General features: G+C 65.6%; 19 protein-coding genes. 10 read left to right on the top strand and 9 right to left on the bottom strand.

The window, feature by feature from the left end; genetic code table 11:
- Nucleotides 1-16 precede the first annotated feature (16 nt).
- The 7 genes from ACVWY6_RS22410 to ACVWY6_RS22380 form a co-directional block, all read right to left on the bottom strand.
- Complete coding sequence (locus tag ACVWY6_RS22410; RefSeq protein ID WP_457541045.1) at nucleotides 17-934, bottom strand: 3-methyladenine DNA glycosylase; 918 nt, start codon at nucleotides 932-934, stop codon at nucleotides 17-19.
- Nucleotides 931-2,007, bottom strand: coding sequence for a hemolysin family protein (locus ACVWY6_RS22405; protein ID WP_457541043.1), 1,077 nt, complete (start codon nucleotides 2,005-2,007; stop codon nucleotides 931-933). Before ACVWY6_RS22405 ends, ACVWY6_RS22410 begins: the two co-directional genes overlap by 4 nt.
- Nucleotides 2,000-3,388: a hemolysin family protein gene (locus ACVWY6_RS22400; RefSeq protein WP_457541041.1), complete on the bottom strand. Its 1,389-nt coding sequence runs from the start codon at nucleotides 3,386-3,388 to the stop codon at nucleotides 2,000-2,002. Before ACVWY6_RS22400 ends, ACVWY6_RS22405 begins: the two co-directional genes overlap by 8 nt.
- A gap of 170 nt (nucleotides 3,389-3,558) precedes the next feature.
- On the bottom strand, nucleotides 3,559-5,001 hold the full coding sequence (gene guaB1 / locus ACVWY6_RS22395) for a GMP reductase (RefSeq protein ID WP_457541039.1): 1,443 nt from the start codon (nucleotides 4,999-5,001) through the stop codon (nucleotides 3,559-3,561).
- A 120-nt stretch (nucleotides 5,002-5,121) separates the two neighbouring features.
- Nucleotides 5,122-6,564, bottom strand: a complete 1,443-nt coding sequence (gene gndA, locus ACVWY6_RS22390; protein ID WP_457541037.1) for an NADP-dependent phosphogluconate dehydrogenase — start codon at nucleotides 6,562-6,564, stop codon at nucleotides 5,122-5,124.
- Between the two features lie 42 nt (nucleotides 6,565-6,606).
- Complete coding sequence (locus ACVWY6_RS22385; protein ID WP_457541035.1) at nucleotides 6,607-7,554, bottom strand: M56 family metallopeptidase; 948 nt, start codon at nucleotides 7,552-7,554, stop codon at nucleotides 6,607-6,609.
- Nucleotides 7,555-7,562: 8 nt separating this feature from the next.
- The gene (locus ACVWY6_RS22380; protein WP_457541033.1) at nucleotides 7,563-7,979 is read right to left on the bottom strand and encodes a BlaI/MecI/CopY family transcriptional regulator; all 417 of its coding nucleotides are present in this window, start codon (nucleotides 7,977-7,979) and stop codon (nucleotides 7,563-7,565) included.
- 337 nt (nucleotides 7,980-8,316) lie between these two features.
- Here ACVWY6_RS22380 and ACVWY6_RS22375 point away from each other — a divergent pair, with 337 nt between their 5' ends.
- From ACVWY6_RS22375 to ACVWY6_RS22340, 8 genes are all read left to right on the top strand, one after another.
- Entirely contained in the window at nucleotides 8,317-8,715 is a 399-nt protein-coding gene (locus tag ACVWY6_RS22375; protein WP_457541196.1) for a PaaI family thioesterase, read from the top strand.
- 11 nt (nucleotides 8,716-8,726) lie between these two features.
- Entirely contained in the window at nucleotides 8,727-9,983 is a 1,257-nt protein-coding gene (locus ACVWY6_RS22370) for a DUF6986 family protein (RefSeq protein ID WP_457541031.1), read from the top strand.
- Nucleotides 9,984-10,087: 104 nt separating this feature from the next.
- The gene (locus ACVWY6_RS22365; protein ID WP_030162630.1) at nucleotides 10,088-10,390 is read left to right on the top strand and encodes an urease subunit gamma; all 303 of its coding nucleotides are present in this window, start codon (nucleotides 10,088-10,090) and stop codon (nucleotides 10,388-10,390) included.
- Between the two features lie 10 nt (nucleotides 10,391-10,400).
- Nucleotides 10,401-10,727: an urease subunit beta gene (locus ACVWY6_RS22360; protein WP_457541029.1), complete on the top strand. Its 327-nt coding sequence runs from the start codon at nucleotides 10,401-10,403 to the stop codon at nucleotides 10,725-10,727.
- Nucleotides 10,728-12,449, top strand: coding sequence for an urease subunit alpha (locus ACVWY6_RS22355; protein ID WP_457541027.1), 1,722 nt, complete (start codon nucleotides 10,728-10,730; stop codon nucleotides 12,447-12,449).
- Entirely contained in the window at nucleotides 12,449-13,135 is a 687-nt protein-coding gene (locus ACVWY6_RS22350; RefSeq protein ID WP_457541025.1) for an urease accessory protein UreF, read from the top strand. Before ACVWY6_RS22355 ends, ACVWY6_RS22350 begins: the two co-directional genes overlap by 1 nt.
- A 66-nt stretch (nucleotides 13,136-13,201) precedes the next feature.
- Complete coding sequence (gene ureG / locus ACVWY6_RS22345; protein WP_023958086.1) at nucleotides 13,202-13,900, top strand: urease accessory protein UreG; 699 nt, start codon at nucleotides 13,202-13,204, stop codon at nucleotides 13,898-13,900.
- 16 nt (nucleotides 13,901-13,916) lie between these two features.
- Nucleotides 13,917-14,594 (top strand): urease accessory protein UreD, encoded by a 678-nt coding sequence (locus tag ACVWY6_RS22340; protein WP_457541023.1) that lies wholly within the window; start codon nucleotides 13,917-13,919, stop codon nucleotides 14,592-14,594.
- A 7-nt stretch (nucleotides 14,595-14,601) separates the two neighbouring features.
- On the opposite strand, the gene ACVWY6_RS22335 is transcribed toward ACVWY6_RS22340, so the two are convergent.
- Together ACVWY6_RS22335 and ACVWY6_RS22330 are read right to left on the bottom strand one after the other, a co-directional pair.
- A complete protein-coding gene (locus tag ACVWY6_RS22335; protein WP_457541021.1) occupies nucleotides 14,602-16,104 on the bottom strand; it encodes an NAD(P)/FAD-dependent oxidoreductase in 1,503 nt (500 codons plus the stop codon).
- A gap of 132 nt (nucleotides 16,105-16,236) precedes the next feature.
- Entirely contained in the window at nucleotides 16,237-16,890 is a 654-nt protein-coding gene (locus tag ACVWY6_RS22330; protein ID WP_062798382.1) for a GNAT family N-acetyltransferase, read from the bottom strand.
- Nucleotides 16,891-17,245: 355 nt separating this feature from the next.
- Here ACVWY6_RS22330 and ACVWY6_RS22325 point away from each other — a divergent pair, with 355 nt between their 5' ends.
- Both ACVWY6_RS22325 and recC read left to right on the top strand, forming a co-directional pair.
- The gene (locus tag ACVWY6_RS22325) at nucleotides 17,246-17,704 is read left to right on the top strand and encodes an acyl-CoA thioesterase (protein WP_243404284.1); all 459 of its coding nucleotides are present in this window, start codon (nucleotides 17,246-17,248) and stop codon (nucleotides 17,702-17,704) included.
- Between the two features lie 71 nt (nucleotides 17,705-17,775).
- A complete protein-coding gene (recC, locus tag ACVWY6_RS22320; RefSeq protein WP_457541018.1) occupies nucleotides 17,776-21,111 on the top strand; it encodes an exodeoxyribonuclease V subunit gamma in 3,336 nt (1,111 codons plus the stop codon).
- The last annotated feature ends 1 nt before the right edge of the window (nucleotide 21,112 follow it).

The raw sequence follows: 21,112 nt of genomic DNA, 5'->3' as shown, positions 1-21,112 counted from the left end.
AATTTCGACCTCTATGTTACTCATGGGTAGGAAGAGGCTCTTGGCCGGTCAGCAGCGCACTGCATCGGTCGATGAGCCGGGCACGGACAATCTGGGCGTGATGGGTCAGGACCGACTGCGCCCGGACGTATTCGCTACGGCCGGCGGCCTCTTCGATGGCGATGGGTTCGAATCCGAACGCCGTCAGGTCATAGGGGCTTGCCCGCATGTCGAGCTCGCGAAAGCGCAGTGCCATCTCGAATGCATCCACCACGAGCTCGGAAGGTAAAAGCGGCGACAGCTTGAACGCCCACTTGTACAGATCCATTCCGGCATGGATGCACCCTGGTTGTTCTGCGTCCTGTTGAGTCGTCCGGTCGAGCACCGTCAGGTTCAGTGGCCGAGCAGGTTCGGTGAAGAACCGGTACGCGTCGTAGTGGGTGCATCGAAGCGGCAGGGAACGGACCACTGCGTCGGTGTCGGCGGATGACAGTCGCAGAGGAACGCCCGCGTGCCTGATCTGCTCGGACGGTGCGGCGTACACCATCGCCCATTCATGTAGACCGAAGCAGTTCAGCCGGGCGGGGCGTTTGCGGGTTGCCGACAGCAGGTCATGCACGTATTCGACGGTCTCGCGTCGCTTGGCGAGGTGGCGTGGATCCACGGTGACCACCCCGTTGACCTCTGCGTATCCGGTGTAGTCGAGGTAGCGGCGGGCGGCGGGACCGCTGATCGGGTGTCCGAAACCGGGGTGCCAGCGGCGCAATTGAGCGGGGCGATAGCTGTAGTAGGTGAACAAGAATCCCCACACGGGATGAACGACCTCGCTCCCGGTGGCGTCGTGAAGTCGTGCCGGGTGCCTGCTCAGCAGGGAATCGACTCGCTCTCGATGTGCCTGTGCGGCGGCCTGCCAGTCCTGGGCGACAGGGGACTGGACGGCCACGAACCCACTCACACGCGGTGCGTTTCGTCGCGCACCGTTCCCACGAACTCCTCGACGAGGTCCTCCAGGGCAACCACCGCAACCGTGCGACCGTTGTCGTCGACCACGGCGGCGAGATGTGAACTGGTGCGCCGCATGGCCGAGGTGGCCTCGTCGAGCGCTGTGCGGTCCGCCAGCACCGGCAGGGGATGGATCTTGTCGACACCGATGATGCTGTCGGGACCCACCGATTCGTCGAGGATCTCGTTGAGGACATCCTTGAGGTGAAGGTAGCCGGTGTAGGTGCCGTCGGTGCCGCGCACCGGGTAACGCGAGAAGCCGGTGTCAGTGACTGCTTGCTCGATCGAGCCGAGAGTTGGCCCGACACGGCCGGTCTCGGCGTCCTTGGTGACCTGCACACTGCGCAGTTCACTGAGCGGGATCGCCACTTCGAGTACCGTCCGACCAGAGGTCTGGAGTGCACGCGTGAGCCTGTCGTGCTCTTCCTCGTCGATGAGGCCTTCTTGCCGTGACTCGCCCAACATCTGCGACAGCTCGTTGGCCGAGACGGTCGAGTCCAGTTCGTCTTTCGGCTCCACGCGCATGATGCGCAGCGAGACGTTGGCCGACCAGTTGTAGAACGCGATCAGCGGTCGGGCGATCTTGATGAACAGCAGGTGCACCGGCACCAGGAGCATCGCCGAACGTTCGGGGCCGGCAAGCGCGATGTTCTTCGGGACCATCTCGCCGAGGAGGATGTGCAGGACGACCACCAGCGACAACGCGAGCGCAAAGGCGATCGGGTGCAGAAGGCCGTGCGGTACGTGGACGAGTTCCAATGGCTTTTCGATGAGGTGCGCGATCGCCGGTTCACCGACCCGTCCGAGCAGGATCGAACAGATCGTGATGCCGAGCTGGGCTGCGGCCAACATCAGCGACAGATGTTCGCCTGCCTCGATGACCGTGCGCGCCCGGCGCTTGCCTTGCTCCTCGAGTGCTTCGAGGCGGTCGCGACGAGCAGAGATCAGTGAGAACTCGGCGGCGACGAAAAAGGCGTTGCCGCCCAGGAGGAAGACAGTCAGGACAACACCGAAGAGATCACCCATCGGAATGCTCCACATCTGACCCGGACAGCGGCGTCAATGCGACGACGTCGATCCGGCGACCTTCCATCCGGACCACGCGCGCCTGCCACCGTTGATCCGACTCCGTCTGTGACGAATCCTCGTCGTCCTCGGATGCGGTTGAACGGACGGGGAGATCGATCACGTCACCTTCTCTGGCGATGCGGCCGAGCTGGAACATCAACAGCCCGCCCAAGGTGTCGTATTGGCCGTCCGGTGCCCGGTATCCGATCGCATCCAGCAACTCGTCGATACGCAGCAGTCCATTGCAGATGTATCCGTCCCCATCGCGCTGGACGTCGGCTTGCTCGTCGTCGTGTTCGTCGGTGACGTCGCCGACGATCTCTTCGATCAGGTCTTCGGTGGTGACGATCCCGGCTGTGCCGCCGTACTCGTCGACGACCACGGCCACCTGGAATCCGTCTGCCCGGATCTGCTGCATCAGTGCGTCACCGTCGAGACTTGCCGGAACCACGGGGACGTCCCGCGCGAGGGTGCCCAGTTGCGTGGTCGCGCGCGCAGTCAGAGGGACGGTGAACGCCTGCTTGATGTGGACGATGCCGATGATGTTGTCGAGGTCGCCGCCATCGAGTATCGGGAAACGGGAGTAGCCGGTACGGGATGAGGCGAGGATCAGGTCGCGAACGGTGTCGTGGATGTCGAGCGACTCCACGGTCACCCGCGGGGTCATCAGTTCCTCGGCCGTACGCTCTCCGAACTGCAGGGAGCGGTCGACGAGAGCAGCGGTGCCGGGGTCCAGGGCGCCTTGCCGGGCCGAATTGCGAACCAGGCTGCCGAGTTCCTGGGGGGAACGCGCCGACCGTAGTTCCTCGGCGGGCTCGACGCCGAGGCGCCTGACCACCCAGTTCGCTGTGCCGTTGAGAGCGTTGATCAGCCACCGGAAGGTTGCCGAGAACAAACTCATCGGGCCGGCGGTGGCCCGGGCTGTGGGCAGTGGCTTGGAGATCGCCAGGTTCTTCGGGATCAACTCACCCAGAACCATCGACAACGATGTGGCGATGACAAGGGCGAGGATGAGCGAGACGGCCGTTGTCGCGCCGTCCGGGATCCCTACCGCTTCGAAGGCCGGCTCGAAGAGCTGGGCCAAGACCGGTTCGGCGATGTAACCGGTGACAAGCGTGGTGATCGTGATGCCGAGTTGGGCACCGGACAGCTGGAACGAGAGCGATCGGTGCGCCTTGCTGACCTGCCTCGCCCGCAGATCACCCCGAGTCCGTACGTCGTTCTCGACCGTGGACCGCTCGAGAGCGGTCAGGGAAAATTCGGCCGCGACGAACAGAGCCGTTCCCAAGGTCAGTGCGAGGAAACCGAGAAGGCTGCCGGCCAGGATGAGCGCTTGCATCAACGATCACCACGGCCGTCTACGGGTTCCGATGACACAGCGAGGCGGAGTTCGCGCGGTGACTGTCGAGACAAGAGAACTTCGCTCCGCTCCCGGTGGAGGCGCAACAATCCAGCCTCCAGATGTAGGGCAGTGAAATGTGATGCCGGAATATCAACGATCTTAACGGGTCACCAACCCGTCGGTAATGGCCGTCCCTCCGCGAAGCCCGCTGCCGACTGCACCCCCAGGACAGCTTTGTCGTGCAATTCGTCGAGCGACCGCGCACCCGCGTACGTCGCCGTCGAGCGAACTCCTGCGCAGATGTGGTCGATGAGGTCTTCGACGCCGGGACGCTCGGGGTCCAGGGCGATCCGCGAGCTCGAGATCCCTTCCTCGAACAGCGCCTTGCGTGCGCGGTCGAACGCACTGTCGGTGGCTGTCCGTGCCGCGACCGCTCGTTTGGAGGCCATGCCGAAGCTCTCCTTGTACGGTTTGCCGTCGCGGTCCCACTTCAGGTCACCCGGACTCTCGTACGTTCCGGCGAACCAGGAACCGATCATCACGTTCGAGGCGCCCGCGGCAACGGCCAGGGCCACGTCGCGGGGATGCCTCACGCCACCGTCTGCCCAGACGTGGGCGCCCGAACCCCTTGCCGCCGAGGCGCATTCGGCAACAGCGGAGAACTGGGGCCGACCCACGCCGGTCATCATCCGAGTGGTGCACATGGCGCCCGGCCCCACCCCGACCTTGACGATCGAGGCGCCCGCGGAGATCAGGTCCTTGGTGCCCTGCGCCGAGACCACGTTGCCGGCGCACAGGGGCACGCCGAGATCGGCGTCGGCGATCTGCCCCAACACCGCCAGCATGCGTTCTTGGTGACCGTGCGCGGTGTCGACGACGAGTAGATCGGCACCGGCCTCGACCAGCGCAGTCGCCCTGGCCGTCACGTCGCCGTTGATGCCCACCGCAGCGGCGACGCGCAGTCGTCCGGCGCCGTCGACGTTGGGTTGGTATATGCCCGCGCGCAGAGCACCCACACGGGTCAACACTCCCGCCAGGCTTCCGTCCGGCTCGGTGAGCACGGCCAGGTCGGTGTGGGCTCCCTCGAGCAGCTCGAAGATCTCTCGCGGCGGCGTTCCGGCGGGGGCGGTGACGAAGTCGGTGTCGAGGACTTCGGTGAGCCGCGCGAACCGGTCCACGTCGACACAGGCCCGCTCGGTCACCACTCCGATGGGCGTCGCCGCATCGGTGTCGAGGACGACCACCGCGCCGTGGGCACGCTTGGGCAGAAGCGCCAGGGCATCTGACACAGCTGCGTCACCACCGAGGACCACAGGGGTGTCGGCGACAAGGCGCCGTCCCTTGACGAACGAGATCATGTCGGCGGCCGCGCTGATGGGAAGGTCCTGCGGTAGCACCACGAGTCCACCACGCCGCGCCACGGTCTCGGCCATCCGTCGTCCTGCGACAGCGGTCATGTTGGCGACGACCAGGGGAATGGTGGTTCCCGAGCCGTCCGAGGTGGACAGGTCGACATCGAATCGGGAGGTGACGTCGGTTCGACCGGGGACGAGGAAGACATCGTCGTAGGTCAGGTCATGGCTCGGGAAATGATCGTCAAGGAAGCGCACGTGAGGCAATTCTACCCGGGAAGCCCGAAACCCCCGACCTTGTGCCGTTGTGACAGACCAACCTGCAGGTGGGAGGTGTCACAGCAACACAAGACCGGGGGCCGGTCGTCCAATCGGGGATCAGGCTTCGATCTCCGTGCGGTCTTCACTCCACAGCGTGTGGAACGTGCCTTCTTTGTCGACGCGCTGGTAGGTGTGCGCGCCGAAGAAGTCACGCAACCCCTGGGTCAGAGCAGCCGGCAGTCGCTCGGCGCGCAGGGCGTCGTAGTACGAGAGCGACGACGCGAACGCCGGAACGGGGATACCCATCGTGGTCGCGGTGGCGACGACGCGGCGCCAGCTGTCCACAGCGTTCTCGACCGCGTCGCGGAAGTACGGAGCGAGGAGCAGGCTGGGCAGCTCCGGGTTCTCCGAGTAGGCGTCCCGGATGCGGTTGAGGAACTTGGCCCGGATGATGCAGCCGCCCCGCCAGATGGTGGCGAGGTCGCCGGGATGCAGGTTCCAGTCGTATTCCTTGCTGCCGGCCGCGATCTGGTCGAAGCCCTGTGCGTACGCGACCACCTTGGACGCGTAGAGCGCCTTGTTGATGTCGTCGATGAAGGTCGCCTTGTCCGATGGTGCCGCCGCCAGCGTGCCCGACGCCAGGCCTTGTGCCTGCTTTCGCTGATCGGTTGCGCTCGACAAGGCCCGGGCGAAGACCGCCTCGGCGATGCCGGTGGTGGGGATGCCCAGATCGAGAGCGGACTTCACGGTCCAGCGGCCGGTGCCCTTCTGGCCCGCGGCATCGACGATGACGTCGACGAGTGGCTTGCCTGTCTCGGCATCCACCTGGCTCAGGACCTCGGCGGTGATCTCGACGAGGTAGCTGTCGAGGTCTCCCGAGTTCCATTCGCGGAAGACGTCGGCGATCTCGGCGACAGGGAGGTCCAGGGCCTTGCGCATCAGGTCGTACGCCTCGCCGATGAGCTGCATGTCGGCGTACTCGATGCCGTTGTGGACCATCTTGACGAAGTGTCCGGCACCGTTGGGGCCGATGTGGGTGCAGCAGGGCTCCCCGTCGACGTGGGCCGAGATCGACTCGAGCAACGGGCCGAGGGACTCGTAGGACTTGGCCGGTCCGCCCGGCATGATCGACGGTCCGTTGAGCGCACCCTCTTCGCCGCCGGAGATACCCGCGCCGACGAAGTTCAGGCCACGCTCGGACATCGCGGCTTCGCGGCGGATGGTGTCCGTGTAGAGCGAATTGCCGCCGTCGATGATGATGTCGCCTTCCTCCATCTCGGCGGCGAGCTCCTCGATCACCGCGTCGGTCGGGGCGCCGGCTTTCACCATGATCAGGACACGACGGGGCTTCTCGAGCGCCGCGACGAATTCGGCGACTGTCGCGGTTCGCACGAAGTCTCCCTCGTGGCCGTGCTTTTCGATCAGTGCGTCGGTCTTCGCGATACTGCGGTTGTGCAGTGCGACGGTGTGGCCGTGACGGGCGAAGTTTCGGGCGATGTTGGAGCCCATCACCGCCAAGCCGGTGACACCGATCTGGGCGCGGGCAGCTGTTTCAGTCATGCGTACACCCTATGACTAAGCTCACCGGACCTCGCGTCGAGATCAGTTGTCGATCAGGCGGTGCAGCTCGGTGAGCCAGGGAACGGCTACGGCGACCGTCGGGATCACCAGGATCGCGGCGGCGGCGACGTAGGCGAACGCCGAGATGGCTGTGGCCGGACGGGTGTCGACGAGCCGCTGAACTCGGGTGAGGGTGCTGGGTCCGCCGATGGCCATCGCGCCGCGGGGCGCCACCGAATCGGCGCACGCGACCAGGGCACGGCCGAGTTGCTTGCGCCCGGCACAGCGGATGGCGGTGTCGTCGGCGAGCAGTTCGACGAGCAACTGCACGGCACCCAGCGCTGAACGGCTCCGGACGAAGCGGGGAAAGGCTTCATGAACGGCGATGAAGGCTTCGAGTATCAGGTCGTGTCGGGCGCGTAGATGTGCACGCTCGTGACTGATCACGGCGTCGAGTTCATCCCGGCGCAATCGGGCAACGGTGCCCTCGCTGACGACGACACGCTGTCGCAGGCCGGGGAGGCAGTACGCCATGGGCTGATCGACCTCGAGCATGCGCACGTCGCGCGCACTGAGCGGATCGCCGGGGATGGTGCGATCCATCCGGTCGAGCAGATCGATGAGTTCACGGTGGGCCGACCGGCGCGCCCTGGTACGCATGGCGACCCGGATCACGGTGTAGAACAGCCGCGCACCGATGAGGAGTGTGATCAAGAACACGCTGACGTAGACCGTCCAGAGCACCAAGCCGAGGCTTTCGATCTCGTCGAACGGGTTCGTCGTGGGTCGTCCCTGCGCGTCGGGGACAAGTAGATTTGCGGCGATGGCGAGGCCGCAGCTGAACGCGGAGAGCACTGCCGCGATGGCGATCGACTGCCACAGTGCCATGGCCGCACGCGGGGCGCGGAGTGGCCACTGCGCGCGCGCGAGCCACGACGGGGCCGGGCCCACGAGAACGAGAGCCACGATCCCGAACACCAACGCGGTCAAAATAGGTCCTAGGGCTCAGAAGATCGATATGACTCGCCGTGGACTCCGCGGGCCGATTCCAGTTCATCCAGTGCACGTCGAAGCGCTTCCGCCTCGTCGGCGCCGACCCGGCCCACAAAGGAAACCAGGGCGGCCTGCCGTGATCCAGCCTCGTCCGCTTCGCTCAGCGCGTCAACCATCAAGCTCGCCACGAGGTGCTCACGCGGATGGGTGGCCGAGTAGCGGTGGGCGCGGTCATCGCGCAGTTGCGTGACGAGATTCTTCTTCGCCAGTCGCTGGAGCACTGTCATCACAGTCGTGTACGCGAGTTCGCGATCCGCCGACAAAGCTGCGTGTACCTGACGCACCGTCTGCGGTTCGGCGGACGACCACAAGTTGTCCATGACTGCCCGCTCGAGCTCACCCAACCCGTTCATTCTTTTCACTTTACGTTTCTTCTCATCAAACAGCTCAACGCGTGGTGCCATCAATTTTCTTCCGTCGCGGTTGACAGGTTGGTAAGGCTAGCCTACATTCATTCTTACGTGGGACCGAGCGAGTGTCCTGAGGGCTGCAGAGACCCCCGGTCCGCGCCACAGCAGGCCCCACCGAAAGGTGGGGCCTGCTGATTCTTTTGTCGTGCCCATCCGGTCGAGAGGGTCACCGCGGGCGGACCCGTCATCTGGGTTTTGACAGACTGTCGGTCACGCGGCGCGTAGTCCCAGAGCGCGGCCTCAGGCAAGGAGAACCACGGTGACAGACAACATCGATCTGGCCGAGACGATGGGCACGTTGCCCAAGGGCTTCGACAACGAGCTCGGTTTACAGCCGCAATCGGCAACAGCTGACGAGCTCACCGCGACGTTCGAGATCACTCCCAAACTGCTGCAACCCTGGGGCATCGTCCACGGCGGTGTGTACTGCTCGGTGATCGAATCGGTCGCGAGCATGTCAGGTCAGGTCTGGCTGAACAGCAAGGGGATCACCGACTCCCACGTGGTCGGGGTGAACAACAGCACCGATTTCCTCCGGGCCGTGAGCACGGGGACCATGACTGCTCGTTCGAAGCCGATTCATCGGGGCCGCCGTCAGCAGCTGTGGGAGGTCGACATCACCGACCAGTCGGGCACGTTGATCGCGCAGGGTCGGGTGCGGCTGCAGAACATCGCCGCTGAGAACTGACCTGCCACGTCATGGGTCACGATGCGGCACCGGCCGCGACACGGTTGTCCGACCCGGCGCGAGCCCGCATCGATGCGGTCCTCTCGGCCGTCGATGTTGAACTCGACCGGGCCTATCCCGGCGATCGCGCCGAGAAGCAGCCTGCCCACACCGTCTATGTGAGTGCCGCCGACGTGGACGCGGACACCCCCAGCGACTGGGGGCAACGGGCGTCGGCGATCGCAGACGAAGCTTCCGGTGTGGTTGCTGATCTCGATCGCACAGGGATCGCCTCTCTGGTCCGGGCGCGGTTGCACAGTCAACCGATCGAAGATCTCCGGATAGACCTCGAAGACGGTTACGGCTGGCGACCAGATGTGGTCGAGGACCGCGACGCTCGATCGGCCGGTCGCACGATCGCCACATGGTCTGCTCAACCGGAGTATGCGCCCAGTGCCTTCGGTGTTCGCTGCAAGGGTCTTGGTGCCACTGAACGGGCGCGCGGCTTGCGGTCACTGGAGCTTGTGCTCGATGCTGCCGGCGGGGTGCCGGACGGGTTTGTGTTCACCGTCCCCAAACTGCGCGCGGCAGCCCAGGTGGATGCGGTGGTGATGATCTGTGAGGAGCTCGAACGCGCGCACGGCGTGCCCGAAGGCGCGTTACGTTTCGAACTGCAGATCGAGAGTCCCCAGGCGGTGCTCGGTGCCGACGGGCGGGCCACGGTAGCCGAAGCGATCCATCGTGGCGGGCCGCGTCTGACCGGATTGCATTACGGGACATACGATTACAGTGCCGCCTGCGGCATCGTGTCGTCCCAGCAGTCGCTGGAACATCCGGTCGCCGACCACGCCAAGTCGGTGATGCTCGTCGCGGCAGCGCAGACCGGGGTCTGGGTGTCGGACGGGTCCACCCAGGTGTCCCCGGTCGGTTCCGTCGAAGTGATCGAAGCGGCGCTACGCCGTCATCACCGACTCGTCACCCGCAGCCTGGAGCGTGGCTTCTATCAGGGGTGGGACATGCACCCGGGTCATCTCGTGACTCGATGGCTGGCGGTGTACGGCTTCTTCCGGTCGGCTATGTCACCGGCCGTGACGCGGTTGCAGTCGTACTTCGACCGCCAGAGTTCGGAGTTCGTGGACGAGCCCGCGACCGCTCAATCACTGGCCCTCGTGGTGCTGCGTGGACTGTCGGTGGGTGCGTTCGCCGAGGCGGATGTGCTGGCCGTCGGACCTCGGTGTTCGGCAGCGGCCCTGGGTGAACTGCGCGCGAGTGGGGGCGTGCTCGGCTGACCCCGCGGGTCGATGGCGTCTTCCACCGCGCCGACGCGGGCTGTGCGTGGCAGTATGAGTCGGTCGATGCGTGTTCATCGGCTGTTCACACCGAGGAGGACATCGTGCATCTGTCGCCGCATGAGCAAGAGCGACTGATGATCTCGTACGCTGCGGAATTGGCACGTCGTCGGCAGGCGCGTGGCTTGCTGCTCAATCACCCCGAGGCCGTCGCGGTCATCACCGACCACATCCTCGAGGGGGCACGCGACGGACGGAACGTGGCCGAACTGATGTCCACGGGGCGCGAAGTGCTCAGCCGCGAACAGGTCATGGACGGGGTCCCCGAGATGTTGCACGACGTGCAGGTGGAGGCAACCTTTCCGGACGGCACCAAGCTTGTGACCGTGCACAACCCGATCTCCTAGAGGAGTCACGATGGCAGAGCGTGCTCTCATCCCTGGCGAGGTACTTTGTGCGCCAGGAGAAATCGTCATCAACGAGGGTGCCGAGATCACCGAGGTCGTGGTGACCAATGCCGGCGACCGCCCCGTTCAGGTGGGCAGCCACGTGCATTTTCCCCAATCGAATGCTGCCCTCGACTTCGACCGTCAGGCCGCACACGGAAAGCGCCTGAACATCCCGGCGGGCACCGCCGTTCGGTTCGAACCAGGCATCGAGGCCACCGTGGAGCTGGTGCCGATCGCCGGTACCCGTGAGGTGCACGGTATTTCGCTGAACCCACCCGGAAAGTTGGATTCGTAGATGGCATCGTTGAGCCGTGCGCGTTACGCCGATCTGTTCGGTCCCACCGTAGGGGACCGGATCCGTCTGGCAGACACCAACCTGCTGATCGAGGTCACCGAGGACAGGTCGGGCGGACCGGGTCTCGCGGGTGAGGAGGCTGTCTTCGGCGGTGGCAAGGTCATCCGCGAATCGATGGGGCAAGGCCGCGCAACCCGGGCCGACGGTTCTCCCGATACCATCATCACCGGTGTCGTGGTGCTCGATCACTGGGGGATCATCAAGGCGGACCTGGGTATTCGTGACGGCCGGATCGTAGCCCTCGGGAAGGCCGGCAACCCGGACACGATGGACGGGGTACATCCGGATCTCGTGATCGGCCCGTCCACCGAGATAGTCGCGGGCAACGGCAAGATCGTCACGGCGGGCGGCATCGATTGCCATGTGCATTTCATCTGTCCGCAGATCATGGACGAGGCACTGGGAAACGGGATCACCACGCTCATCGGCGGGGGGACGGGTCCGGCGGAGGGCAGCAAGGCGACCACGGTCACACCCGGTGCCTGGCACCTCGCCTCGATGCTGCAGGCCACCGACCACTGGCCGATGAACATCGCCCTGCTGGGCAAGGGCAACACGGTCAGCGCCGACTCGATGCGCGAGCAATTACGCGCCGGCGCTTCGGGATTCAAACTTCATGAGGACTGGGGCAGTACACCGGCAGCTATCGATGCGTGTCTGCGGATCGCCGATGAGTCTGGGGTGCAGGTGGCGTTGCACTCGGACACCCTGAACGAGGCCGGATTCGTCGAACAGACACTCGGAGCCATCGCCGGGCGTGGCATCCACGCGTACCACACCGAAGGCGCAGGCGGCGGGCACGCACCCGACATCATCACGGTTGCGGCGTACCCGAATGTGCTGCCGAGCTCCACCAACCCGACCCGGCCGCACACGGTGAACACGTTGGACGAACACCTCGACATGCTGATGGTCTGTCATCACCTCAATCCCAGTGTGCCCGAGGATCTTGCGTTCGCCGAGAGCCGCATTCGACCGTCGACCATTGCCGCCGAAGACTTGCTGCACGACATGGGCGCGATCTCGATGATCGGCTCGGACTCGCAGGCGATGGGTCGCATCGGCGAAGTGGTACTGCGAACGTGGCAGACCGCGCATGTGATGAAGGAACGTCGAGGTGCCCTTCCCGGCGACGGAGCCGCCGACAACACTCGCGCGCAGAGGTATGTGGCGAAATACACCATCTGTCCTGCGATCGCTCACGGTCTGGACGACGAGATCGGATCGGTCGAGGTGGGCAAGCTCGCTGACCTCGTGCTGTGGGACCCGGCGTTCTTCGGCGTCCGCGCGCACGCCGTCATCAAGGGTGGGGCGATCGCGTGGGCGGCCATGGGCGACGCCAACGCGTCCATCCCGACCCCGCAGCCGGTGCTGCCCCGACCGATGTTCGGCGCGGCGCCCAAGCTCGCCGCGGCGACATCGCTGAGTTTTGTTGCGCCGCAAGCCATCGAGGACGGTCTGCCCGACCGGTTGGGACTCGATCGACGCCTGGCGGTGGTGAAGGACGTGCGTCGGGTCGGCAAGGCGGACATGACGAACAATGACGCGCAGCCGGAGATCCGGGTGGACCCCGACACCTTCACGGTCACCATCGACGGCCAGGTCTGGGACCAGCAGCCGGCCGCATCACTGCCCATGGCCCAGCGGTACTTCCTGTTCTGATGACCGTGATCTCGACAGGGGAGGCATCGCCACCGATCGGTGGGTCAGCCGCCAAGAACCTCGCAATGTTGCTGACTTTGGCGGACTCTCGGCTGCCGGTGGGTGCTCATGTCCACTCTGGGGGACTGGAGGAGGCGATCACCTCCGGTGTGGTCCGAGACGTCCCGTCGCTGCGAGCGTTTCTCATCAGGCGGGTACGCACGACGGGTCTGGTCGCCGCGTCGATCACGGCCGCACTGGTCGACCGCCGGCTCGAGGTGCCGGCTGCCGACGTCCAGGCCGACGCGCGAACTCCGTCGGCCGCGGCTCGCTCGGCGTCCCGATCGCAAGGCCGAGGTATGCTGCGCCTGGGGAAAAAGATCTGGCCGCACCATGATTGGACCGAGCACTCGGCCAGGCCACACCTACCCGTCGTGACCGGTTCGGTGGCACGTGCCGCCGGCCTCGACGGGTTTCAGAGCGCACTGGTGCTCATCTACACGACCATGACCGGATCAGCCACTGCCGGCCAGCGGCTACTGGCGTTGGACCCTGGCGACGTCGCTCTGCTCGGGGTTCAGATGACCGAGCTGTGCGAAGAGACCGCGGCGATCGCCTGTACCGAACTCGCCGACTATTCCGATCCGCTGCTCGATGTGTTCGCGCAGCGGCACGAGCTGCGCGCCATGCCACTGTTCGCGTCCTGACAACTCAGGGTCGACGTCGACACGGGCGTTGCCACAACACGTCCCGCACAACCGAAGGAGAACAACATGCCCCCGCACCTCATCGACGGACAGCCGCACACGCATGATCACTCGCGGCCCAAGCGCGAACGAGTCGCCGGTGAAGCACTCCGCATCGGAATCGGTGGTCCCGTCGGCTCTGGTAAGACCGCGTTAGTGGCCGCACTGTGCCGCCAGCTCCGTGATGAACTGTCGGTCGCCGTGCTGACGAACGACATCTACACCACCGAGGATGCCGACTTCTTGCGCCGCAACGCCGTCTTGCCGGATGAGCGCATCACCGCCGTCCAGACGGGCGGGTGCCCCCACACCGCTATCCGCGACGACATCACCGCGAACCTCGATGCCATCGACGACCTCGTGGAGGCCAATCCGCCGCTCGACCTGATCCTGGTGGAGTCGGGCGGAGACAACCTCACAGCAACGTTCTCGACGGGGTTGATCGATGCGCAGATCTTCGTGGTCGATGTGGCAGGCGGCGACAAGGTGCCGCGCAAGGGAGGCCCCGGAGTGACCTTTTCCGACCTGCTCGTGGTGAACAAGACGGATCTGGCGCCGATGGTGGGCGCGGACCTCCACGTCATGCGAAGCGATGCGGAGAAGGTGCGCGAGGGTCGTCCGACCGTGCTGATCTCTCTGACCGACGACCCCGCGGCTACCGACGTGCTGAGCTGGGTGCGAGACCAACTCGCGGCAGCGCGGACGCAACCGCTGAACACGGTGTGACGAGCCGGCACACCACATGCACACCGAGCTGTATCTCGAGGCGCACAAGGGGCGATCACCTCGGGTCCGGGCAAGCGGCGGTCTGGCGGTTCGTCAGACCGGCCGCGACGTCCTGCATTTGATCTCCAGCGCAGCGACCCCCCTCGGTGGAGACCGGATCGACATCCATGTCGATGTGAGATCCGGTGCTGCACTGACGCTGCGCAGTGTCGCTGCCGCCATCGCGCTGCCGGGCCGCAGCGACACCGTCTCGGACATGTCATGGCACATCACCGTTGCCGACGGGGCCACTTTGATCGTCGATCCACAGCCCACGATCGTCGCGGGCGACGCGGTGCATCACACGCGGTGCACGGTGGAGATCGCCGGGTCGGGGGAGTTCCGGTTCTGTGAACGGGTGCAGGTCGGCCGTCGCGGCGAGGATGCCGGACGGTGGTGGGGTCGTATGAGCGTCGACATCGCCGGCACGGCTGCGTTGCGTCATCAACTGCGCCTCGGCCTGCCCGACACCGACAGCCTCAGCTCACCTTCGGTACTCCTGAGCGAGTACCGCTACCCGGACAACCGGCCCGACACCGTGCACCCGACCGCGACAGCGGCACGGCTGGGGCTGGTGGCCGGCGGCAGCATGACCACCGTTCTGGCGAACACGCTGACCGCGGCGGACCGGACGGCAGCCGAACTGGTCGGCTGAGGTCGGATCAGCTGGCGGCCGGCTTGGACTGATCCGAGCTTCGCTCTGATGTGAACGACTTGGCGGGGTCGGAGAGAACCGGCTTGTCGCCGGGGGTCTGGTCGCGGTCCGCAGGCACGGCGTCGCCGCCACCGTCCTTGAGTCTGTCGAGCTCGATCTGAGCCAACTGGTCCATGGCGTTGCGGGCCAACACCTGCTGCTCGGTGATGGTGAGCTGCGAGCGACCTCGGGTGAGGAATGCGAACGACCAGTCGACGATCGTGGTGAGACGGTTCCTGAACCCGACGATGTACACCAGGTGCAGCAGCAACCATCCGAGCCACGCGAAGAAGCCCTCGGTCTCGAAGTTCTTCTTCAGGCCCGGCACCGGCACCGACATGACGGCACTGAACTTGGAGATGGTGGCCATCGAGCCCTTGTCCCAGTACTTGAACGGCTCACGATCTTCGGGCTTGCCACCTTTGAGCTCGGCCTTGATCGCGTCGGCAGCGTAGCGCCCACCCTGGATTGCACCCTGGGCCTGGCCCGGCACGTTTTCGACCGACATCATGTCGCCGACGACAAACACATTGGGGTGGCCGGGGATGGACAGATCGGGTTCCACCTTGACGCGTCCGGCGCGGTCGAGTTCCACTCCGCTCTGCTCGGCGAGTTGCTTGCCGAGCGGGCTGGCGGCCACACCTGCCGACCACACCTTGCACTGCGATTCGATGCGTCTGGTGCTGCCGTCCTTGTCCTTCACCACGAGGCCGTCGTAGTCGAGGTCGACGACCATCGCGTTGAGCTGGATCTCGACGCCCATCTCCTCGAGACGCTTTGCTGCCTTGGTGCCGAGATTCTTGCCCATCGGCGGAAGAACCGCAGGCGCCGCGTCGAGCAGGATCACGCGGGACTCGGTGGGATCGATGTTGCGGAAGGTGCCCTTGAGGGTCTTGTCGCTCATCTCGGCGATCTGACCTGCCAGTTCGACGCCGGTAGGGCCGGCGCCGACGACCACGAAGGTGAGCAGTCGGGCCCGTTCTTCGTGGTCTTCGGACAACTCGGCCTGTTCGAACGCTCCAAGGATGCGACCACGCAACTCCAGCGCGTCGTCGATGGTCTTCATGCCGGGCGCGAACTGCGAGAAGTGGTCGTTGCCGAAGTAGGACTGATCGGCACCCGCGGCGATGATCAGGCTGTCGTAGGGGGTTTCGGTGATGCGCTCGAGGAGTCGTGACGTCACGATCTTCTTCTCGATGTCGATGCCCTCCACATTGCCCATCAAGACCTGAGCGTTGGCCTGCTTGCGCAGGATGACGCGGGTCGCGGGAGCGATCTCACCTTCGGAGATGATGCCGGTGGCCACCTGGTAGAGCATCGGCTGGAAGAGGTGGTGCGTGGTCCGTGCGATCAAGGTGACATCGACGTCGGCTTTTCGCAGGCGCTGGGTCGCGAACAGCCCCCCGAAGCCGGAACCGATGACCACTACCCGGTGCCGGGTCGAACCTGCAGTCTCGTCGCTCATGACCATCTCCTGTCGGTTGGCGGTGTGCGGCGGGATCTCAGGGCTGGTCGAAACCCGCTCATTGGCTAACGGTAGTCAATGAGGTCGCGTTGGTCGCGGCAAGGGCCGGATTCACCCGAAGGTGTGCAGGTGAGCGGTTCAGGCGATCATGCTCGTTGCGATTCGGGCGGATTGCGCCCACGGGAAACTGCTTGATTCCCAATGTGTTTTGAGTATCTCGTACTCGACTTCGCCGCGTTCGGAACCTGCGATCGAGGTGTCGGCGCAGTCGTGCAACCGGGCCAGGCGCAGACCCGACTTCTCCATCACGCGACGCGAAGCAGCGTTGACTGCCATGGTGCCCGCGAAGATGCGGCTGATGCTCAGCTCGGTGAAAGACAGCTGCACCAGCGCCCGAGCTCCCTCGGTGGCCAACCCGCGTCCCCAGGCTCGGCGGCGCAGTCGGTAGCTCAGTTCGAACTCCGATTCCGACGAATGGCGAGGCGCCCGCAAACCGAACCAGCCGACGAACCCGCTTGTTTCTGCGTGGGGGTCGCCGACGGAGCGCGCTGCGACGACGTCGAGCCGATCGAGTGCAACCCAGACGCCGGCACCGCCGCGGTGGCCCGCCTCGGCCAGCGCTCGCGGGATCACCCAGTCCTCGATGACCTCCCGAGGGGTGGCGGTCCCACCGGTGACATAACGCATCACGGCCGGGTCGCTGTCGAGTTCGACGAGGTGGTCGGTATCGGCAATCGACACCGGCCGCAAAACCAGGCGATCGGTCTCGATGATCAACTCTTCATTCCCCATTCCACTGACGTGATGTCGGCATCCTACGGTCTCGTGCGACGCAAGTGGTAGACCTCGCCGGAGAGTGTCGGAGCAGACCATTCAACCAGGGCATCGGTGCTGGTGAGACGTGAGAGTTCGCGCTTGCGACAGCTTGCGGGTGGGTGGCGATCGTCAAATCGCGAGTCGGCGAGGATCTCCGCTGGTGGTGGCGGTCGGCCGACCCGCCCGGGCGCCTGGGTGGCCAAGACATGCGGGTGAGCGGAGTTGCGTGAAATCCGTTCGGTGAGTGCACAAGTCACGAGTCGTCGTTGTCGGCATCGCGGCGATGGACCCGTCCCCGGATCTCTTCGGCCCTGCCACTACGCTGGCACCGGTGAAAGACACCTCCTCCGGTTCAATCCCCACCGACCTGGACACGGTCGAGCTGCAGTTGCGTTGGGGCGACTTGGACACCAACCACCACGTGAACAACGTGCAGTTTGCGCGGTTGTTCGAAGAAGCCCGGGTCCGCACTGTCACCCGCTGGTTCGCCACCCAGGGTCGCAGTACCGGCGCCTTCCATCTCGCCCGGCAGGAGATCGAGTTCGTGGCGCCGCTGTATTACGGCCCCGAGCCCGTGACGGCCAAGGTCTGGATCAGTCGTATCGGCACATCGTCCTTCGACTTCGGCAGCGAATTGCGTGATGGGAAAGGCAACCTGGTGGGACTGTGCGAGACGACCGGGGTGATGATCGACCCCGAGACCGGCGGCACCAGACCTGTGCCCGACGCCGTACGTGATCTCCTCGAGGCAAAGATGGCAGATCCGGTTCCTTTCCGGCGCCGCGCTTGAACGCACTGTGACGATCGATGTCGGCGAGCGGTGATATACCGGCCTGACAACCGCGGACGAGGGGGCGTGCAGTGCTGAGACTTCATCGTGCCGAACGCACCAGCACGCTGGTCGCGGCGTTGGCAGGCATCCTCGCGGAGCCGCCCGGCGACCCCTTCGCCGGTGAGGTGGTCGCGGTGCCTGCGCAGGGTGTCGAGCGCTGGCTGACCCAGCAGTTGTCGTTGACCCTCGGAACGAGCCGGGCTCCGGGTGGCGACCATCAAGGCGACGGAATTGCGGCGAACATCGCGTTCCCCTCGCCGTCGGCGCTGGTCGACGATGTTGTCGCGCAGGTCAGTGGTACCGCCGCTGCAGGCAGGCCCGACGACGATCCATGGGCGCCCGCGCGCATGCAGTGGACGCTGCTCGGGGTGATCGACGATGCCGTCGACGACCCCGCGTGCGCAATCCTCGCCCGGCATCTCGGGCATCGGAGCACCGTCGGGACCGGCCAGGGCGCAACCTCGGGTGCGGGGACCACGTCACCAGCACCCGGTTTCCGCGTCGGACGCCGGTTCGGGACAGCAGAGCACCTGACGCAACTGTTCCGCAGCTACGCCACCCACCGGCCCCAGATGATCCTCGACTGGGTCGCCGGTTCGGACACCGACGGAGTGGGCGATCAGCTCGACGAAGACGTGCGGTGGCAGCCGCATCTCTGGCGGATGTTGCGTGAGCGCATCGACGCACCCAGCCCGCCGGAACGTCTCGATGACGTCTGCACGGCACTGCGGCAACGGGCCTCCGCGGTCGACCTGCCTGAGCGTATCGCCCTCTTCGGGGCCACCCGCCTCACCACCCAGCAGCTGGCGATCTTGTCAGCACTTGGCGTCCACCGCGACGTCAACCTCTTTCTGCCGCATGCGAGTCCGGCTCTGTGGGAGAAGATGCCGCGATTCGGCGGGCAAGTGCGCCGCAGCGACATCGACGCCCGGTTCATCGAGCACCCCCTGGTGGCATCGCTCTCGCGAGAAGTGCGTGAACTCCAGGTCCGGCTGAGCGACGTCGCGGACGAAGATGTCCACCACCGCGCTGACGAGCCAGTCGACACGCACCTGCGGCGGCTGCAGCACGCGATGCGCACCGATGCGGTCCTGCCCGCCGTCGGTGTGGCCGATGGCAGCGTCGAGGTCCATTCGTGTCACGGGCCGGCCCGGCAGGTGGAGGTACTCCGCGAACTGGTCTTGCACATGTTCCAGGAAGATCCGGATCTGGACCCGCGTGACGTCATCGTCATGTGCCCCGACGTGGAGACCTACGCCCCGTTGATCCGTGCGTCATTCGGGCAATCGATCAATGTGCACCCTGGTCATCAACTGCGTGTGCGACTCGCGGATAGGGCTCTGCGGCAGACCAATCCACTGCTCGAGGTCATGTCGGATCTGCTCGAGCTCGCAGGGGGGCGCGTCAAGGCCAGCGAGGTTCTGGGGCTGGCGGAGAGCGAACCGGTGCGCACCAGGTTCGATTTCAGCGACGACGACCTGGAACGACTGCGGCAGTGGACCGCCGAATCAGGTGCGCGCTGGGGTATCAACGACAACCAGCGCAAGCCGTTCGGGCTCGGCGGATTCGGGCAGAACACCTTCGGCGCAGGGCTGGACCGGATCCTGCTCGGGGTGGCGGCCGACGAAAGTGAACTCGGCTGGCTCGACACCGCGCTGCCCCTCGACGACGTCGACAGCGCAGACGTCGACCTCGCCGGACGCTTCGCAGAGTTCATCAGTCGACTCGACGACTCACTCGCCACCCTTCGGGGCCCGCGGCCGGCAGTCGAGTGGTCCCAAAATCTCTCCAGGGCAATGGATCTGCTCACGGCGGTGAAGTCGGCAGATAGCTGGCAGCGCAGTCAGGCGCACCGCGAGCTGGCTGCCGCGACCGAACACGGCGGCCAGGCCGTCGTCCGGTTGGCCGACGTCCGCGCGATGCTCGCGCACCGTCTGGCCGGTCGGCCGACCAGGGCGAACTTTCGTACCGGAGAGCTGACCGTCTGCACCATGGTGCCCATGCGGGCCGTGCCACACCGGGTGGTGATCCTGCTCGGGCTCGATGACGAGAGCTTCCCGCGGGTCGGAAGTGTCAACGGGGACGACATCATGGGCCGCAATCCCTGTGTGGGAGAACGGGACATCCGTAGTGAGGACCGTCAGCTGCTCCTCGACGCCACCATGTCCGCCATCGACCGCCTGGTCATTCTGTTCACGGGGAACGATCCGGTCACCGGGCTTCGTCGCCCGCCCGCCGTTCCGGTGGGGGAGTTGATCGACTCGGCCGACGCAATGCTGGCCGACGGGTCGACGGTGGTGCGTGCGCACCCGCTGCACGCGTTCGATCCCGTCAACTTCGATGCCGGTGCCCCGTTCAGCTTCGATGATTCTGCGTTGGCCGGTGCGCTCTCTGCCCAAGCGATCCAGATCAGCGAGCCCGAGTTCCTTCCGGAACCATTGCCGGAGAAGCTCGGCGACGTCGAGTTGGCCGACCTCATCGCGTTCGTGGAACATCCGATGCGGGCGTTCTGTCGCCAGCGGCTGGGTATGTATCTGCCCGGCGACGACGAAGAACTGAGCGATGTGTTCAGCGCGGACCTCGACGGTCTCGACCGGTGGGCCATCGGCGACCGGATGCTGCAGTCCCGACTGGCAGGTGTCGAGCGGTCCGCTCTACGCGCAGCCGAACTGCGGCGGGGTTCGCTTCCACCGTTCCGGCTCGGTGGTCAGGTGTTCCAACGTATTGCCGGCGACGTCGAGTCCCTGGTGACAGCTGCTGCCCCGCTGCACGAAAATCCCTCGGAAGCAAGGGATGTCACGGTGGAGCTCGGCGGTGGTCGACGTCTGACCGGTACGGTGCCCGGCGTGCACGAAGGTGTTGTCGTGCGCACGATCTTCTCGCGAGTGGCTCCGAAACACCGGGTGGCGGCCTGGGTGGCGTTGCTGGCGCTGGCGGCGAGTGAGTCGGGTAATCGGTCGGCTGTGGTGCTGGGTCGTGGAAAGTACGGGGGCCGCCTTGCGCGATCGGACATCAAGAGTCCTCCCGATCCCGCGGCGACGCTCCGTGACCTGGTCGCGATGCGCGACGCCGGCCTGCGTGCGCCACTGCCGCTGCCGACCACCGCGGCCTGTGAATATGCGACCCGTCGCAACCGGGGCGACGGTGTCGAACTCGCCGTCGAGGCTGCCGAGGTGAGCTTCAAGAGTGACTTCGGGGGAGAGGGCCAAGACCTGTACGTGAAGTATCTGTACGGCACCGAGTTCGCGGCGATTCTGTCCGAGCCGCCGGCACCGGATACGGCGGTTCTCACCGAACCGTCCAGGTTCGGCGCCTTGGCGACCGGCCTGTGGGCTCCGCTGCTCGATGCCGAGACGGTGCGCTGAG

It is taken from the genome of Williamsia sp. R60, from assembly GCF_054063855.1.
This window is presented reverse-complemented; position numbering and strand designations above follow the sequence as displayed.

Excerpts from the sequence above, each read along its gene's own strand:
- ACVWY6_RS22405 (WP_457541043.1), bottom strand. The coding sequence starts at position 2,007 with ATGGGTGATCTCTTCGGTGTTGTCCTGACTGTCTTCCTCCTGGGCGGC.
- ACVWY6_RS22400 (WP_457541041.1), bottom strand. The coding sequence starts at position 3,388 with ATGCAAGCGCTCATCCTGGCCGGCAGCCTTCTCGGTTTCCTCGCACTG.
- gndA (WP_457541037.1), bottom strand. The coding sequence starts at position 6,564 with ATGACTGAAACAGCTGCCCGCGCCCAGATCGGTGTCACCGGCTTGGCG.
- ACVWY6_RS22375 (WP_457541196.1), top strand. The coding sequence starts at position 8,317 with ATGGGCACGTTGCCCAAGGGCTTCGACAACGAGCTCGGTTTACAGCCG.
- ACVWY6_RS22370 (WP_457541031.1), top strand. The coding sequence starts at position 8,727 with ATGGGTCACGATGCGGCACCGGCCGCGACACGGTTGTCCGACCCGGCG.
- ACVWY6_RS22360 (WP_457541029.1), top strand. The coding sequence starts at position 10,401 with ATGGCAGAGCGTGCTCTCATCCCTGGCGAGGTACTTTGTGCGCCAGGA.
- ACVWY6_RS22355 (WP_457541027.1), top strand. The coding sequence starts at position 10,728 with ATGGCATCGTTGAGCCGTGCGCGTTACGCCGATCTGTTCGGTCCCACC.
- ACVWY6_RS22350 (WP_457541025.1), top strand. The coding sequence starts at position 12,449 with ATGACCGTGATCTCGACAGGGGAGGCATCGCCACCGATCGGTGGGTCA.
- ureG (WP_023958086.1), top strand. The coding sequence starts at position 13,202 with ATGCCCCCGCACCTCATCGACGGACAGCCGCACACGCATGATCACTCG.
- ACVWY6_RS22340 (WP_457541023.1), top strand. The coding sequence starts at position 13,917 with ATGCACACCGAGCTGTATCTCGAGGCGCACAAGGGGCGATCACCTCGG.
- ACVWY6_RS22335 (WP_457541021.1), bottom strand. The coding sequence starts at position 16,104 with ATGGTCATGAGCGACGAGACTGCAGGTTCGACCCGGCACCGGGTAGTG.
- ACVWY6_RS22330 (WP_062798382.1), bottom strand. The coding sequence starts at position 16,890 with ATGGGGAATGAAGAGTTGATCATCGAGACCGATCGCCTGGTTTTGCGG.